The following is a 15,621-nucleotide window of genomic DNA, read 5'->3' as shown; positions in this document are numbered from 1 at the left end:
GCCGGCGCGCGGCTGCCCACCGAGATCGAATGGGAGAAGGCCTGCGCGTGGGATCCGGCCACCGGCCGCCGGCGCCGCTACCCGTGGGGGTCGCAGCCCCCGTCCGACGCACTGGCCAACCTGGGCGGCGGGGCGTTGCGCCCGGCGCCCGTCGGCGCCTACCCGGCCGGCGCCTCGGCGTACGGGGCCGAGCAGATGCTCGGCGACGTCTGGGAGTGGACCGCGTCCCCGCTGCGGCCCTGGCCCGGCTTCGTCCCGATGATCTACGAGCGCTATTCCCAGCCGTTCTTCGACGGCGACTACCGGGTGCTGCGTGGCGGCTCGTGGGCCGTGGAGCCCAGCATCCTGCGGCCGAGCTTCCGCAACTGGGACCACCCGATCCGGCGCCAGATCTTCTCCGGTGTCCGGTTGGCTTGGGACGCCGAGGATTTCGCCTGATGTGCCGCCACCTCGGTTGGCTCGGGGCCGACGTCACCGTCTCCTCGCTTGTGCTGGACCCCCCGTCGGGCCTGCGGGTGCAGTCGTACGCCCCGCGCCGGCAGAAGCACGGCCTGCTCAACGCCGACGGCTGGGGTGTCGGGTTTTTCGATGTCGCTGCGGAGCGGCAAGTTCCCCGCCGCTGGCGCAGCCCGGCGCCGCTGTGGGGTGACGCGTCGTTCGACTCCGTCGCGCCCGCGCTGCGCAGCCACTGCGTGGTGGCCGCGGTGCGCTCGGCGACGGTCGGGATGCCTATCGACGTCAGCGCGACGGCGCCGTTCACCGACGGCCAATGGCTGTTGTCGCACAACGGAGTTGTCGACCGCGCCGTGTTGCCCCCGACCTCGCGGGCCGAATCGGTCTGTGACAGTGCGCTACTCGCGGCGGCCATCTTCGAGCGCGGCCTCGATGCGCTCGGCGAGACGATCACCGAGATCGCGGCCGCCGACCCGAACGCGCGGCTGAACATCCTTGCCGCCAACGGTTCTCGCCTGCTGGCGACGGCCTGGGGAGACACGCTGTCGATCCTGCGCCGCGCCGATGGTGTCGTCCTGGCCAGCGAGCCCTACGACGACGACCCCGGTTGGGCGGAAGTGCCGGACTGCCACCTCGTCGAGGTCACCGCGACGGGTGTGGCGCTGACCCCGCTGGATCACTCGGAAGGTTATCGATGACGCTGACACTGTCCAACCACCTGGCCGCCGACTCCGCGCACCAGGCGTTGCGCCGTGACGTGTTCGACGGCCTGCAGCGGACGCCGAAGTCGTTGCCGCCCAAGTGGTTCTACGATTCGCTGGGCAGCCATCTGTTCGATCAGATCACGCGGCTGCCCGAGTACTATCCCACCCGCGCCGAGGCCGAGATCTTGCGCGCCCGGTCGGGCGAAGTGGCGGCGGCCAGCGAGGCCGACACCCTGGTGGAGCTCGGCAGTGGAACCTCGGAGAAGACCCGGCTGCTGCTCGACGCGCTGCGCGCCCGCGGATCGTTGCGCAGGTTCGTCCCGTTCGACGTCGACGCCGGCATCCTCTCGACGGCCGCTGCGGCCATCCAACGGGAATACGTGGGCGTCGAAATCAATGCCGTCTGCGGCGATTTCGAGGAACATCTGACCGAGATCCCGACCGGCGGGCGTCGCCTCTTCGTGTTCCTGGGGTCCACGATCGGCAACCTGACGCCAGGGCCGCGCGCGGAGTTCCTCTCGAGCCTGTCCGCCCAGATGCGGCCGGGCGACAGCCTGCTGCTCGGGACGGATCTGATCAAGGACATTCACCGGCTGGTGCGGGCCTATGACGACTCGGCCGGGGTGACCGCGGCGTTCAATCGCAATGTGCTGGCGGTGATCAACCGGCAACTCGACGCCGACTTCGACGTCGAGGCATACCAACACGTGGCGCGCTGGAACGCCGACGAGGAGCGCATCGAGATGTGGTTGCGCGCCGGCCACGCCCAGCGGGTCCGCGTCGACGCGCTCGACCTGACCGTGGATTTCGCGGCCGGCGAGGAGATGCTCACCGAGGTGTCGTGCAAGTTCCGCCCGGACGGGGTGAGCGCCGAATTGACCGGCGTGGGGTTGCGTCCCACCCGATGGTGGACGGACGCCGCGGGTGACTTCGGGTTGTCGCTGGCCGTGAAGTGACGCCCGCGGGTTCGCTGGCTGACCGGTGGCGGGCGGCCCGCCTGCCGGCGGCCGGGCTGCACCTGGACAGCGCGGCGTGTTCGCGCCAAAGCCTTTCCGTGATCGACGCCGCCGCCCAGCACGCGCGCAACGAGTCCGAAGTCGGCGGCTACGTCGCGGCCGAGGCGGCCGCACCCGCGCTCGACGCCGGACGGGTGGCGTTCGCCGCGCTGGCCGGCATGCCCGACGCCGAGGTGGTGTTCACAACGGGCTCCCTGAACGCCCTCGACCTGCTGCTCGGCGCCTGGCCGGCGGGGCGCCGCAAGGTGGCGTGCCTGCCGGGTGAGTACGGCCCCAACCTCGCGCTGCTGGCCGCCCATGGATTCGACCGTCAGCTGCTGCCGACGCTCGGGGATGGCCGGTTGGCGCTCGACGACGCGGCGATGGCGCTGGAGGCCGACCCCCCCGATTTGGTCCACCTGACCGCTGTCGGCAGCCACAGCGGTGTGGTGCAACCGCTGCCAATGGTGGCGCAACTGTGCCGCGAGATGGGGCTGCCGCTCGTGGTCGACGCCGCGCAGGCGCTGGGCCAGGTGGACTGCGCGGTCGGCGCCGACGTGACCTACGCGTCGTCGCGCAAGTGGATCGCCGGGCCGCGCGGGGTCGGGGCCCTCGCGGTGCGCCGGGAGCTGATGGCGGGCCTGCGGCCGCGGCTGGCGGCGCCGGATTGGCTCGCGGGGTCGTTCTCGGTGGCCCAGCAGCTTGAGTTCGGTGAAGCCAATGTCGCGGCGCGCCTAGGATTCTCGCTGGCGTTAGGCGAGCATCTGGCGTACGGGCCGGAGGCGGTGCGCGGGCGGCTGGCCGAGCTGGGCGCCGCGAGCCGCCGGGCGCTGGCCGACGTGCCCGGCTGGGCGGTGGTCGAAGAGGTCGACGAGCCGAGCGCGATCACCACGCTGGCGCCCGTCGACGGCGCCGACCCGCAAGTGGTGCAGTCGTGGCTGCTGGCCGAGCGGCGGATCCTGATCACCTTCGTCGGCGTGCAGCGGGCGCCCCTGCAGCTGGCCGGGCCGGTGCTGAGGCTCTCGCCACACCTCGACACCACGGCCGGCGATCTGGAGACCTTCGCCGAGGCGCTGATCGCCGCGACCGCGGCGACGTCGGCCTGAAAACTAGCCCGCCTTGTGCGCCGTCAGCAGGTAGGCGGGCATCTTGATCCGGCCCCTGTCGTCGCGTTCATGCGGCGGGAATTCGAAGGGAGCATCGGGAATCTCGACGACATTCGACAGGATGTAGGCCGGGCGGATCTCGTCGACCTCCCAGTACTTGCTCACCGCCGCGCGCAATTCGTCCTCGTCGACTTCGTTGGGCTTCGGTTGCATTTCGGCGGGAAAGGCGCCCTTGGCGAACACCAAGACGAACAAGCTGGCGCCCGGCGCGGCCGCGCGGTGGATGGAGCTCAGGTAGCCGTCGCGGCCCTCGACGGGCAGCGAATGAAACAGCGTGGAATCGACGACCGTGGAGAAGCGGCCGTCATAGCCGCTGAACGACGTGATGTCCGCCTGCACGAAGCTGGCGGTCGTCAAGCCCCGCTCCTGGGCGGCCTTGGCGGCCGCCGCGACCGCGGTCGGCGTCAGGTCGACACCGACCACCGTGTAGCCCTGGGCGGCGAGCGCCAACGACAGCTCGGCGACCCCGCAGCCGGCGTCCAGCACGTCGCTGCGAAACCTGCCGGCGGCGACGAGAGCGGCCAGCTCCGGTTGCGGCTCACCGATGTTCCACGGCGGCGGGCCTTCGAAATGGGCCTGCTCGCGGTAGGCGCTGTCCCAGTCCATGACCTGATCGTCGGGCATGGTTTCAACGTACCCCCGCGGTCAGGACTCCCAGGTGTGCACCGGCTCGTTGGCGTGCATGTGCTCGCAGTACCGGCGCAGCATCTCGGCCAGCGCTGCGGGCCGGGTCATACCTGCATCTTCCAGCGTGCGCACGGTGGCCACCTGCCAGCCGGCGCCGTTGCGGCCGGTCCTCGCGCGGCCCTCGATGACCCCCAGGAAGCGATCGCGCACCTCCGCGTCCACGCCCCAGCGGCGCAGCCCATCGTCGGCGATCGGCAGCAACGTGTCGAGCACCAGCGTGGTCGCCGCCACCTCGCCCAGGCCCGGCCACTGCAGCCGGGCGTCGATGCCGTTGCGCGCCGCCTCGAGAAAATTGGCTTGTGCCGCAGTGAAATCCATGCTCGCCCACACGGGATCGGTGTCCTCGGACAGACTACGCAGCAGTCCGTAGAAGAAGGCCGAATTCGCCAGCATGTCCACCACGGTCGGCCCGGCCGGCAACACCCGATTCTCCAGCCGCAGGTGCGGTCGCCCGTCGACCACGTCGTAGACCGGCCGGTTCCACCGGTACACGGTGCCGCTGTGCAGCCGCATCTCGGACAGCCGCGGTGCCCGCCCGGCGGCCAGCTCGGCGAGCGGATCCTCGTCGGACACCTCGGGCAGCAGGGGAGGGAAGTAGCGGATGTTCTCCTGGTACAGGTCGAGGACCGAGGAGATCCACCGTTCGCCGAACCACACCCGCGGCCGCACCCCCTGGGACTTCAGCTCCTCGGGCCGGGTGTCGGTGGACTGCGTGAACAGCTCGATGCGCGTCTCGGCCCACAACTGGTGGCCGAAGAAGTATGGCGAGTTGGCGCCCAGCGCGAGCTGCGGCCCGGCCACCGCCTGGGCCGCGTTCCAGTTGGCGGCGAATGTCTCCGGCGCGACCTGCAGATGCAATTGGATGCTGGTGCAGGCGGATTCGGGCGCTATCGACACGGCCTGCCAGCTCAGCGGTTCGGGGCCGGAGATGTTGATCGGGATGTCCTCGCCGCGGGCGGTGAAGATCGACTCGTTGAGCGCGGCATACCGGCGCGAGTCGCTCATCCAGCCGGTGGCCAGATGCTCGGGCATCAGCGTGGGCAGGATTCCGATCATCACGATGTGCGCGCCGCCCAGGCCGGCCTTGATCTCGGCGTCGTTCAGGCTGGCCCGCACCTCACCTTCGAGGTCCAGCGCGGTGTGTCCGGGCAGGGCGTGGGGTGGCACGTTGAATTCGATGTTGTAGGCGCCCAATTCCGGCTGGAACGCCGGGTCCCCGATGGCGTCCAGCACATCGCGGTTCGACATCGCCGGCTGATAATCGGCGTCGACCAGGTTGCACTCGATCTCCATGCCGGTGAGCGGCTTGTCGGAGTCGAAGTGCGACTGCGCGAGCATCGTTTCCAGGACGTCCAGGCAAAGTTCAAGCTTGCGCTGGTACTCCCGACGATGTGCGCTGGTGTACGTGGTGCGCTTGACCTCTTCGCCCACACCGCCGATGGAACAGGGTTACCGCCGGTAACGCAAGCAACCCGGCCGCTTGTCGAGTCGGGCAGACCATGATGGACTCCTGACGTGTCCGACTTCGTCGCCGCCATCGACCAGGGAACCACCAGCACCCGCTGCATGATCTTCGATCACGACGGCACCGAGGTCGCTCGGCATCAGCTCGAGCACGAACAGATCCTGCCCCGTGCCGGTTGGGTCGAGCACGACCCGGTGGAGATCTGGGAGCGTACCTCGTCGGTGCTGATGTCGGTGTTGAACCGCGCCAACCTGACCGCCAAAGACATTGCTGCCCTTGGTATCACGAATCAGCGGGAGACCACGCTGGTGTGGGATCGGCGCACCGGGCGGCCCTATTACAACGCCATCGTCTGGCAGGACACCCGCACCGACCGCATCGCTTCGGCGCTGGAACGCGACGGCCACGGCGACGTGATCCGCCGCAAGGCGGGCCTGCCGCCGGCGACGTACTTCGCCGGTGGCAAATTGCAGTGGATCTTGGAGAACGTCGACGGGGTGCGGGAGGCGGCCGAAAGCGGCGACGCGCTGTTCGGCACCCCGGACACCTGGGTGCTGTGGAATCTGACCGGCGGCCCGCGCGGCGGCGTGCACGTGACCGACGTGACCAACGCCAGCCGGACCATGCTGATGGACCTCGAAACCCTGGACTGGGACGACGAGTTGCTGTCATTCTTCGCCATCCCGCGTGCGATGCTGCCGGCGATCGCGCCGTCGTCGTCGCCGCAGCCGTACGGCGTCTCCGCAGCAACCGGGCCCGTCGGTGGCGAGGTGCCGATCACCGGGGTCCTCGGTGACCAGCATGCCGCGATGGTGGGCCAGGTGTGCCTGTCGGAAGGGGAGGCGAAAAACACCTACGGCACCGGAAACTTCCTGTTGCTCAACACCGGCGAGACGATCGTGCGATCGGACAACGGGCTGTTGACCACCGTCTGTTACCAGTTCGGCGACGCCAAACCCGTTTACGCGCTCGAAGGCTCGATCGCGGTCACCGGGGCCGCCGTGCAGTGGCTGCGCGACCAGTTGGGCATCATCAGCGGTGCCGCGCAAAGCGAGTCGTTGGCGCGTCAGGTAACCGACAACGGCGGGGTCTATTTCGTCCCGGCGTTCTCCGGGCTGTTCGCGCCCTATTGGCGATCCGACGCCCGGGGCGCGATCGTGGGGCTGTCGCGGTTCAACACCAACGCGCACCTCGCCCGCGCGACGCTGGAGGCGATCTGCTACCAGAGCCGCGACGTGGTGGACGCGATGGCGGCGGATTCCGGTGTGCGCCTTGAGGTTTTGAAGGTGGACGGCGGCATCACCGCCAATGACCTCTGCATGCAGATTCAGGCCGACGTGCTCGGGGTCGACGTGGTGCGGCCGGTGGTGGCCGAAACGACCGCGCTGGGCGCGGCCTATGCAGCGGGTTTGGCGGTGGGGTTCTGGGCCGGTCCGTCCGACCTGCGGGCGAACTGGCACGAAGACAAGCGGTGGACGCCGGCCTGGACCGACGAGCAGCGCGCCGCCGGCTACGCGGGTTGGCGCAAGGCGGTGCAGCGGACCCTGGACTGGGTCGACGTGACCTGATCCAGGGTCCGCTGTGTGCTACGGGCTCAGTCTTCGCCGAGGATGCCGTAGACCTCGCGTCGCGCGTTGTTGAGGATCTCGACGATGCGCTGTTGCTGCTCGGCGGTGGCGGTGTGCGCGGACTGCGCGACCGCGCCGAACAGCTGGCCGACGGCCGCCCGCAGGTTCATGTGACCCGGGTCGGCCCCTTCGGCGATCTCGTCCCACGGCGGGGTCTCCACCTTCTCGGCCGCCGTGCGGCCCTCGTCGGTCAGCTCGAACAGCTTCTTGCTGCCCTCGCTCTCGCTCGCGGTGATCAGGCCCTCGTCGGTCAGCAACTGCAGCGTCGGGTAGACCGAACCGGGGCTGGGCTTCCAGAGTCCGTTACTGCGTTCGGCGATCTGCTGGATCATCTCGTAGCCGTGCATCGGCCGCTCGGCGAGCAGCGCCAGGATGGCCGCGCGGACGTCACCGCGCTTGCCGCGACCGGGGCCGCCGCGCCGCCATCCGCCGCGCCGGCCGCCCGGGCCGAAACCGAAACCCGGACCGAATCCGGGGCCGAAACCCGGGCCGAAGCCCGGACCGAAACCGGGGCCGAAGCCCTGGTCCCCGGCGTGGTCGCGCAGGTGTTCGAAGAATTCGCGCCGGGCTTGGCGCCGGGCGCCGTGCAGGGCGCGCCGTTGGACCGGGCCGGTGCCGAAGCCGAAGCCCTGACCGGCGAACGGTCCGACGGGTGGAGTGAATGGATTGCTCATGTTTGTTGTCCTCATGTTCTCGGGGTAGCGCACCGTCTGTGCGCTTCGAAGTATCACGATATATCGGAAACGATCGCGATGCAACGGTTGCCTTGAAGACGGCCCGAGTGAACCCCGATGACCTGCGGTTCGGCGACCATGCCGGCCGCTGCTCGCGTCGCCCGCCCGGTTTGCGCCCGACGGGCGGCGGGTAGGAACTCTGGGATGAACGCTGATAACTCCAACCTCGCGGTGGGCAGCGGAACCTCCAGCCCGACCGACCCCGCGCGGGGCGGCAGCGGTCCCAGAAGTGGCGGCCGCAACGTATGGCCGTGGGTCAACTGGGCCCTGGCGCTGGCCATGGTGCCCGCCGCCGCCATCGTGATGCTTTTCGCGCTGGGCGCGGTGATGAGTACCGGCGGTTGCTCCGACCGCAGTTGCCCGAACCTGGGCCATGGGGGAATCGATTTCGGGACCGCGTTCTACGGCGCCCCTGCTGTCGCCGTCGTGGTCATCGTCATTTCGCTGTTCACCGCCAAGCGTCGCGGTGGGATCGCGGTTCCCCTGCTCGGCTGGGCGCTGTTGATCGCCGACGTCCTGCTCATGGCGGCAAGCGTCTCCGGCTAGCGCACCCGTCAGCTCGGCGGTGAGAAACCGCCCGGCGCGGGATTCGCCGGCGCCTGGTGCGCGGCGCCCTGGTCCGGCCACGGGACGGCCTGCGGCGGCGGCGCCGGCGGCCAGGCTGACCACGGTGCGGGGACCGCCTGCGGCATCGCGGGACGCAGCCGTGCGAGTTCCCGGCGGTGCCGTTCGGCGAGCACGGCGGCGAGCACCAATTCCGGCGGGGCGCCCGGCGGGGGCGGCGGCGCGATGCAAGACACCACGTCGCCGGCGATGCGGTATGCCATCTGGTGGCGTAGCTGGCGATCGAGTTGCGGTGCACGCGAGAGGAATTGGCGTGCAACCTCGGCTTGGCCCGGGGACAGGCCGGAAAGTTGCAAAGACGAGGCCCACCAGGCGAGCGAAGGCGGCATCACGGGAGGGGGACCCAGGCGGGGCCCGCGTTCGTTCACGACCACGGTGCCGGCGAAGATGTCGCCGATTCGCTTGGCCTTCGGGGACAGGATGCTGCAGATGACGGCCGGACTCCCGAACAGCATCCAGATCTCCACCACCGCCGCCAGTGCCCGAAACAGTGCCTGCCGGAACCGTTCTGGGCCGCCGTCGTCGGACACCACCCGCAGGCCCATCGCGATCTTGCCCACCGACCGTCCGCGCGTTGCCGTTTCGAGCGTCACCGGATAGCCGACGAGCACTAGCACGGTGAAGATGAGCAGCACGGCGGTGCTCAGCGCCGAGTCGTACTGGGTGAGCGTGGCGGCCCACAACATCAGTCCGAGCAGGTAGCAGACGACCATCACGGCGATATCGATCAGTGCGCTCAACGCCCGCACCGGCAACTGGGCGATCTGCACGTCGAGCACGACCGCGTCGCCGGTCACCACCTCCGACATAACACCGAACGCTACAGGGCGATTAGGCTGCGCAGGGTGGACGTCGACGCATTCGTGCTGGCCCATCGCGGCACCTGGGACCGCCTGGACCGGCTGGTCGGGAAACGACGCTCACTGACCGGCGCCGAAGTCGACGAGCTGGTGGAGCTCTATCAGCGGGTGTCCACCCACCTCTCTACGCTGCGCTCGGCGTCGTCGGACTCGCTGTTGATCGGTCGGCTCTCGAGCCTGGTTGCGCGCGCCCGTTCCGTGGTGACCGGCGCGCATGCTCCGTTGAGCAGTACCTTCGTGCGGTTTTGGGCGGTGTCCTTCCCGGTGGTCGCCTACCGGTCGTGGCGGTGGTGGCTGGGCACCGCCGTGGCGTTCTACGCCGTGGCCGTGATCATCGCCTTCTGGGTGGCCGGCAATCCGGAGGTGCAGTCGGCCGCCGGAACCCCAAGCGACATCGAACAATTGGTGAACCACGACATCGCGGCCTACTACAGCGAACATCCCGCCGCCGCGTTCGCCCTGCAGATCTGGGTGAACAACTCCTGGGTGTCCGCGCAGTGCATCGCGTCGTCGGTCCTGCTGGGACTGCCGATTCCGTTCGTGCTCTTCCAGAACGCCGCCAACCTGGGACTGATCTCGGGGCTGATGTTCCAGGCCGGCAAGGGTGGCCTGCTGCTCGGGCTGCTGATACCGCACGGGCTGCTCGAGCTCACGGCGGTGTTCCTGGCCGGTGCCGCCGGCATGCGGTTGGGGTGGTCGGTGATCGCGCCCGGCGACCGGCCGCGCGGCCAGGCGCTCGCCGAACAGGGCCGCGCCGTGGTGTCGGTCGCGATCGGGCTGGCCGGCGTGCTGTTGGTCTCGGGGCTGATCGAGGCGCTGGTCACGCCCTCGCCGCTGCCGACTTTCGTTCGGGTTGGCATCGGGGTCATCGCCGAGGTGGCTTTCCTCGCCTACATCGTGTATTTCGGTCGCCGCGCCGTGCGGGCCGGTGAGACCGGTGACATCGAGGACGCGCCCGACGTGGTACCCACCGGCTAGCGCCGATTGCCCGCCATCTCCTGACGCCGGTGCACGGCGCTAAAGCCGGCCGGTGGCCTTCATCGCCAGGTAGCGGTCGGCAAGGGCGGGCGCCAGCTCGGTGGGTGGGGCGTCGACGACCTCCACCCCGCTGCGGCGCAGCCGCGTGGCGATCGCGCGGCGGTCATTGCGGGACCGTTCCGCGGCCGCCGCGTCGTAGACGGCGGCGGGATCCGAACGCCCGGCGGCCATTTGGTCGACCCGTGGGTCGGCGACGGCCGCCACCATGAGGTGGTGTTTGGCCGACAATTGCGGCAACACCGGCAGCAGGCCCTCGTCGAGGGCGGTCGCGTTGAGGTCGGTCAGCAACACCACGAGTGAGCGCCGGCGGGCCCGCCGCGCGATGGCGGAAACCATTGCGGTCCAATCCGGTTCGAGCAGGGCCGGTTGCAACGGGGCCATCGCCTCCACGAGGTGCGCGAGCAGTTCGGTGCGCGACGCCCCGAAAACGCCGGCGCGGGTGACCCGGTCGTGGGCGAGGAAGTCGACGTGGTCACCCGCCCGCGACGCGAGCGCCGCCAGCAGCAGCGCGGCATCCATGGACCAGTCCAGGCGGGGCCAGCCGGCGGGGTCGGCGGCCGTCGGGTCGACGCCCACCCGGCCCGCCGCGGTACGCCCGGTGTCCAGCACGATCACGACGCGCCGGTCGCGTTCGGGACGCCAGGTGCGGACGACGACGTCGGCGCGACGCGCGGTGGCGCGCCAGTCGATCGACCGCACGTCGTCACCGACGACATACTCGCGCAGTGAGTCGAATTCCGTTCCCTGCCCGCGGATCAGCGTGGGAAGCAGCCCGTCGATCTCACGCAGTTTGGCCAGTCGCGCCGGCAGGTGCTTGCGGGACAGGAAGGGCGGCAGCACCCGAAGCAGGCCCGGCACCGCTTGCGAGCCCTGCCGTCCCGCGAGCCCGAGTGGGCCGATGGACCGGGCGGTGACGACCGCGGCGCGCTGCTCGCCGCGGCGCACCGGCCGCAGTTGGGACTGGACGTGCTGGTGCTGGCCGGCGGGGATGTTGACGGGATGGATGCGCGGCCGCGCGCTCGCGCTGGGCGGCCACGCGTCGCGAACCTGGCCGCGGAACCGGCGCCGGCCGTCGTTGTGGATCAGAAGTCCGACGTCCACCTGCTGCGCGAGCCGGGCGGAGCGGTCCGGCGACCGGACGTAGCGCAACTCGCGGGTGCTGGCCGCCAGCCCGATGTCCACGATCACCACCGCCAGAAGGGTGGCTAGCAGTACTCCGAAAGTCCTTGCCGGCCAGGGGGACAGCGCGATGGGCAGGACGCACATCAGCGCGACCAGCCCGGTGCGTCCGGTCAGGATCACTAGCGGGGCACCGGGACCGACGCCAAGATTCCGTCGAGGACTCCGTCGGGGGTGGCCCCTTCGAGTTCGGCCTCGGGGCGCAGCATCACCCGGTGCCGCAGCGTCGGGCGGGCCATCGCCTTCACGTCGTCGGGGGTGACGTAGTTGCGGCCGGACAGCCAGGCCCAGGAACGAGCGGTGGCCAGCAGCGCCGTGGCCCCGCGCGGCGAGACGCCGAGCTGCAGCGCGGGTGAGGACCGGGTGGCTCCGACGATGTCGACGATGTACCCCAGCACCTCGTCGGCGACCAGCACGTTGCGCACGGCGTCGCGCCCGGCTGCCAGTTCGGCGGGTCCGGCCACCGGTTTTATCGCCGACAGGTCGCGCGGATCGAAGCCGTGCGCGTGCCGGCCGAGGATGGCGATCTCCGAATCCCGTGGCGGCAGAGTCACGTTCAGCTTCAGCAGGAAGCGGTCCAGCTGGGCTTCGGGCAGCTGATAGGTGCCCTCGTATTCGACGGGGTTCTGGGTCGCGGCGACGATGAACGGGTCGGGCAGGGGCTGGGCCACGCCATCCACGCTGACCTGACGCTCCTCCATGGCCTCGAGCAGCGCGGCCTGCGTTTTCGGTGGGGTGCGGTTGATCTCGTCGGCAAGGAGCAGATTGGTGAACACCGGACCGGGACGGAACGCGAAAGCGGCCGTGCGGGCGTCGTACACCAGGGATCCCGTGACATCGCCTGGCATCAGGTCGGGGGTGAACTGCACCCGCTTGAACTCCAACCGCAACGCGGCCGCCAGCGCCCGCACCAGCAGCGTCTTCGCCACTCCCGGAACGCCTTCCAGCAACACATGACCGCGACACAGCAGCGCGATCACCAGGCCGCTGACCACCCCCTCCTGGCCGACGACGGCCTTGGCGAGTTCGCCGCGCAAGGCCAGCAGCGCATCTCGCGCCGACTCAGCCGTGGGGGTGGTTTCCGCGGGGGAAGGGGTCTGCGTCACGTCCGTGTGACCTGCCTTTCGATGTCGTCGAGCGCACGGGCAAGTTGTAACAGGTCGTTGTCGGTCGCCGGGGGCGGGCCGAACAGCTGGTAGGAGACGAACGCCGGATCCGCGCCGCTGCGGGCGGCCACCCCGCCCGTCACCGCGGGCGCCGACGCGCCCGTGTTCAGACCGAGCCGGGGCAGCAGCCGCTGCAGTGTGGCGGTGCGCAGCGCCGCGGCGGCTCGGTCGCGCGCCCGGCGGGACCGGTACAGCCGTCCGCGACCCTCGACGGTCTCCGACGCGCGCACCACGACGGGCAGTTCCTCGGCGACCAGCGGGCCGGGCCGCCGGCCCCGCCAGAGGGCGACCAGCAGCACGACAAGCCACAGTTGCCAGACGATCCACGTCACGTTCTGCGGGATCAGATCGGCGATCGAGCCGGGGGGCGGTGCTTCGCCCTCGATCCGGTGGGGCGCGTACCAGACGAGCCGGGGCCGGGCGCCCGCGAGGTTCATCGCCAGGGCCGCGTTGCCCGCCTGCAGCAGGCCGCCGTTGGTCAGGAACTCCGTGCTGCCGACCGCGGTGATGGCCCGTCCGCCGTCGCGGAAGCGCACGAGCGCGCCGTCGTAGCAGCGGGTTAGCGGTCGGCCGTCGGTGGCGCGGTAGGTGTCGCTCGGGCCGAATCGAACCGGCCCAGCCCGGGTCGCCTCGCGGAGTGTGCAATCGGGGTCGCTGTCGAACGTGTCGGCCGCCGACACGCGCAGGCCTGGCATCAACGCCTCCCGGGTGCGCGAGGTTGGTTCCACCAGCAGCAGATCACCGGGCGCCCGGGACAGCCGGTCCAGCAGCGACTCGGTCAGGTATTGGCTCTGCGCCACCAGGATCAGCGCGTCGGGCCGCGCCGCCCGTTCGACATCGGCGATGCTGTCGGCGACAACGACGTCGACCCCGCCGCCGCGCAGCAGCGTCACCAGCGCGTGGGCGCCGTCGGGACCCGTCGACGCCGGATCCATCCGCGCCCCGGGACGCGGCGCGGTCAGGTAGGCATCGAGGCCGGCGATGACGGCCAGCACGATCAGCGTGAGGATTACCCAGCGCCAGGATCGCCAGCGCTGCAACGCCGTTGGGCTCGCCGGGTGGGGACCCGCCGTGGTCGCCATCACCGCACCTGCGCCCACGAGTCGGGCGCGGCGGTTTGCCCCGGCCCCCCGGGAACGGTCGCCGAGCGGGAGCGCAGGTGCTCGTCAAGGTCGGCGATCATCTGGTATGCGCTCTGGGTTCCCGGTCGCTCACCGTAGGTGACGTCGTTGAAAGCCGTTGCGGCTTGCGCTAATTCGCCGGCAAGGTGGGGCAGCGCGGCACCGGCGTCGACGGCCAGTTCGTTGGCGGTCCGGCCGGGCGCCGGGTTCAGCACACCCGTCTCCTCGAGCTGGCGGGCGACCGCCCGCAGGCGGTGGCGAATCGCTGCGGTCCATTCGCCCCGCGCCGCAAAGTCTTCGGCCGTCGCACGGTGCTGGGCCGCGGTGAGCTGCGCGGCCTCGAACAGCTGATAGTCACCGCCGCGGTTGGTGCGCATCGTGCGCCGCGCGACGTGGATCGCGACCGCCAACGCGATTGCCAGCATGATGAAAAGGACGGTGGCCGTGAGCCACCCGCCGGGGAAAGAGGCGGTCTTCTGCAGCAGCCGGTAAATGATCTCGTTGAGCCACTCGGCCATCTGCTGCCCGGCCGAACCCTTGGAGTAGATCGGCTTGCTGAGTTCGTCCTGCGCCGCCTGATGGGCGGCATCGCGGTCGATGTCGATGGAGGGCACGGTCAGCTCGTCCTCAGACCGGCCGTGTCAGCCACAGGTTGTCGGTGGACTCGGTCGCGTAGGGGCCGCCCGCGGCGCCGGTCTGCAGCACCAGATCGAAGGCTTCGGCGCGGATCCGGCGGTCGGTGTAGAGCAGAGCGATGACGCCGGCGTTGAACGGCGCGGTGATGATCTCGCCGATCGCGGCGCCCACCGACGCCACCGCGGTGCTGGCAATGAAAGCCGCGGTCGCCGTGCTGACCAGGAAGAACTTGCTGGCGATCTCGAACGGCACCGCGACCGCCCCCGCGATGACGGACGTCACCAGCAGTGATAACAGCCGAATGCCCAGCACCCGCCAGAAGCCGTTGCGTACCAGAGCGAATGATCGGGTGATGGAGTCCAGGACCGGGAGCCGCTCCAGCACGATCAGCACGGGCGCGAACAACACCACCGTGTACAGGTACATCAACAGCGCGATCACGGCCAGCACCAGCGGCAGACCCAGCACGACCGCCGCCGCGGCGTTGCCGATGGCCGCCAGCACCGCGATGACCACGATCACCAGCCCGGCGACGACCGCCAGGGCGGCCCCCTCCAGCAGGGCCAGACCGAACAGGGGCAGCAGGCGCCCACGGATCCTGGCCCACGTCTCGCCGATGGTGATCGGCGAGCCGAACACCGCCCGCCCGACGATGACCGTGAGCATCCCGGACAACAGCATGCCGCCTAGCCAGGCGACCAGGACGCCGGCGCTCATCGACGTCAACCAGGCGCCGATGACCCCGGTGGTCAGTTCCTTCGCGTGGTCGGTGCTCAACCTGCCGTAGGCCGCCAGCGGCCCGTACACGGCGAGTTTCGTCACGATCTGAATGACCACCACCACGACGGTCGTCAGCCCCAGCGTGGCCTTCGGATTGGCGCGGACGTAACCGACCGCGCCGTTGAAGATGTCACCCAGGGTGAGTGGCCGCAACGGGATGATGCCGGGTTTGACCGCTGCCGGAACACGGGGGCCGGATTGCCACGCCGGCGGGCCGTACCCGGGCGGCGGGCCGTACCCGGGCGGCGGGCCGTACCCGGGCGGCGGGCCGTACCCGGGCGGCGGGCCGTATCCCGGCGGCGGGCCGTAGCCGTTCACCGTCCCCGTCGCGCGGCGCGCGCTGCGCACCACCCGGCGGGTGGCGGTCCCGCTGCTGGAGCAGCTC

General features: G+C 70.4%; 17 protein-coding genes. 8 read left to right on the top strand and 9 right to left on the bottom strand.

The window, feature by feature from the left end:
* From A5704_RS04610 to egtE, 4 genes are all read left to right on the top strand, one after another.
* Positions 1-438, top strand: a 438-nt coding sequence (locus A5704_RS04610; RefSeq protein ID WP_156736776.1) for an SUMF1/EgtB/PvdO family nonheme iron enzyme, incomplete at its 5' end; no start/stop codon positions are given.
* Positions 438-1,151 carry an ergothioneine biosynthesis protein EgtC gene (egtC, locus tag A5704_RS04605; RefSeq protein ID WP_067756665.1) on the top strand — a complete coding sequence of 238 codons (714 nt, stop codon included), beginning with the start codon at positions 438-440 and terminating at the stop codon, positions 1,149-1,151. The genes A5704_RS04610 and egtC, both read left to right, overlap by 1 nt.
* Positions 1,148-2,113: an L-histidine N(alpha)-methyltransferase gene (gene egtD, locus A5704_RS04600; protein ID WP_067756662.1), complete on the top strand. Its 966-nt coding sequence runs from the start codon at positions 1,148-1,150 to the stop codon at positions 2,111-2,113. Before egtC ends, egtD begins: the two co-directional genes overlap by 4 nt.
* Positions 2,110-3,258: an ergothioneine biosynthesis PLP-dependent enzyme EgtE gene (egtE, locus tag A5704_RS04595; protein ID WP_067756659.1), complete on the top strand. Its 1,149-nt coding sequence runs from the start codon at positions 2,110-2,112 to the stop codon at positions 3,256-3,258. The genes egtD and egtE overlap by 4 nt, the downstream gene beginning before the upstream one ends.
* 3 nt (positions 3,259-3,261) lie before the next feature.
* Here egtE and A5704_RS04590 read toward each other — a convergent pair whose 3' ends face one another.
* Positions 3,262-3,942: a class I SAM-dependent methyltransferase gene (locus A5704_RS04590; protein WP_067756657.1), complete on the bottom strand. Its 681-nt coding sequence runs from the start codon at positions 3,940-3,942 to the stop codon at positions 3,262-3,264.
* Between the two features lie 21 nt (positions 3,943-3,963).
* Positions 3,964-5,436, bottom strand: a complete 1,473-nt coding sequence (locus A5704_RS04585; protein WP_067756654.1) for a glutamate--cysteine ligase — start codon at positions 5,434-5,436, stop codon at positions 3,964-3,966.
* A gap of 135 nt (positions 5,437-5,571) precedes the next feature.
* Here A5704_RS04585 and glpK point away from each other — a divergent pair, with 135 nt between their 5' ends.
* Positions 5,572-7,038, top strand: a complete 1,467-nt coding sequence (gene glpK / locus A5704_RS04580; protein WP_067887576.1) for a glycerol kinase GlpK — start codon at positions 5,572-5,574, stop codon at positions 7,036-7,038.
* A gap of 26 nt (positions 7,039-7,064) precedes the next feature.
* Here the strand turns inward: glpK and A5704_RS04575 are convergent, their stop codons facing one another.
* Positions 7,065-7,772, bottom strand: a complete 708-nt coding sequence (locus A5704_RS04575; protein WP_067756721.1) for a PadR family transcriptional regulator — start codon at positions 7,770-7,772, stop codon at positions 7,065-7,067.
* A gap of 204 nt (positions 7,773-7,976) precedes the next feature.
* On the opposite strand from A5704_RS04575, the gene A5704_RS04570 reads away from it, so the two are divergent.
* Complete coding sequence (locus A5704_RS04570; RefSeq protein ID WP_067756651.1) at positions 7,977-8,378, top strand: hypothetical protein; 402 nt, start codon at positions 7,977-7,979, stop codon at positions 8,376-8,378.
* Between the two features lie 8 nt (positions 8,379-8,386).
* Here the strand turns inward: A5704_RS04570 and A5704_RS04565 are convergent, their stop codons facing one another.
* Positions 8,387-9,265 carry an RDD family protein gene (locus A5704_RS04565; RefSeq protein ID WP_067756648.1) on the bottom strand — a complete coding sequence of 293 codons (879 nt, stop codon included), beginning with the start codon at positions 9,263-9,265 and terminating at the stop codon, positions 8,387-8,389.
* Between the two features lie 36 nt (positions 9,266-9,301).
* Here A5704_RS04565 and A5704_RS04560 point away from each other — a divergent pair, with 36 nt between their 5' ends.
* On the top strand, positions 9,302-10,294 hold the full coding sequence (locus A5704_RS04560; RefSeq protein WP_067756645.1) for a stage II sporulation protein M: 993 nt from the start codon (positions 9,302-9,304) through the stop codon (positions 10,292-10,294).
* Positions 10,295-10,333: 39 nt separating this feature from the next.
* On the opposite strand, the gene A5704_RS04555 is transcribed toward A5704_RS04560, so the two are convergent.
* Genes A5704_RS04555 through A5704_RS04535 form a run of 5 tightly spaced genes read right to left on the bottom strand, consistent with a single transcriptional unit; the run spans position 10,334 to position 15,587 of the window.
* Positions 10,334-11,656 (bottom strand): DUF58 domain-containing protein, encoded by a 1,323-nt coding sequence (locus A5704_RS04555; protein ID WP_067887567.1) that lies wholly within the window; start codon positions 11,654-11,656, stop codon positions 10,334-10,336.
* Positions 11,656-12,639 carry a MoxR family ATPase gene (locus tag A5704_RS04550; protein WP_067782778.1) on the bottom strand — a complete coding sequence of 328 codons (984 nt, stop codon included), beginning with the start codon at positions 12,637-12,639 and terminating at the stop codon, positions 11,656-11,658. The genes A5704_RS04555 and A5704_RS04550 overlap by 1 nt, the downstream gene beginning before the upstream one ends.
* Complete coding sequence (locus A5704_RS04545; RefSeq protein WP_067887574.1) at positions 12,636-13,781, bottom strand: DUF4350 domain-containing protein; 1,146 nt, start codon at positions 13,779-13,781, stop codon at positions 12,636-12,638. Before A5704_RS04545 ends, A5704_RS04550 begins: the two co-directional genes overlap by 4 nt.
* On the bottom strand, positions 13,781-14,434 hold the full coding sequence (locus tag A5704_RS04540) for a DUF4129 domain-containing protein (RefSeq protein ID WP_067754220.1): 654 nt from the start codon (positions 14,432-14,434) through the stop codon (positions 13,781-13,783). Before A5704_RS04540 ends, A5704_RS04545 begins: the two co-directional genes overlap by 1 nt.
* A 13-nt stretch (positions 14,435-14,447) precedes the next feature.
* Positions 14,448-15,587, bottom strand: coding sequence for a hypothetical protein (locus A5704_RS04535; protein ID WP_067887570.1), 1,140 nt, complete (start codon positions 15,585-15,587; stop codon positions 14,448-14,450).
* Here A5704_RS04535 and A5704_RS29685 point away from each other — a divergent pair.
* Positions 15,577-15,621 (top strand): hypothetical protein (locus A5704_RS29685; protein WP_231968782.1); only part of this gene is annotated, 45 nt, incomplete at its 3' end. The genes A5704_RS04535 and A5704_RS29685 overlap by 11 nt on opposite strands.

Origin of the sequence: Mycobacterium sp. E735 (assembly GCF_001666955.1) — a bacterium.
Lineage (GTDB): Bacteria > Actinomycetota > Actinomycetes > Mycobacteriales > Mycobacteriaceae > Mycobacterium.
This window is presented reverse-complemented; position numbering and strand designations above follow the sequence as displayed.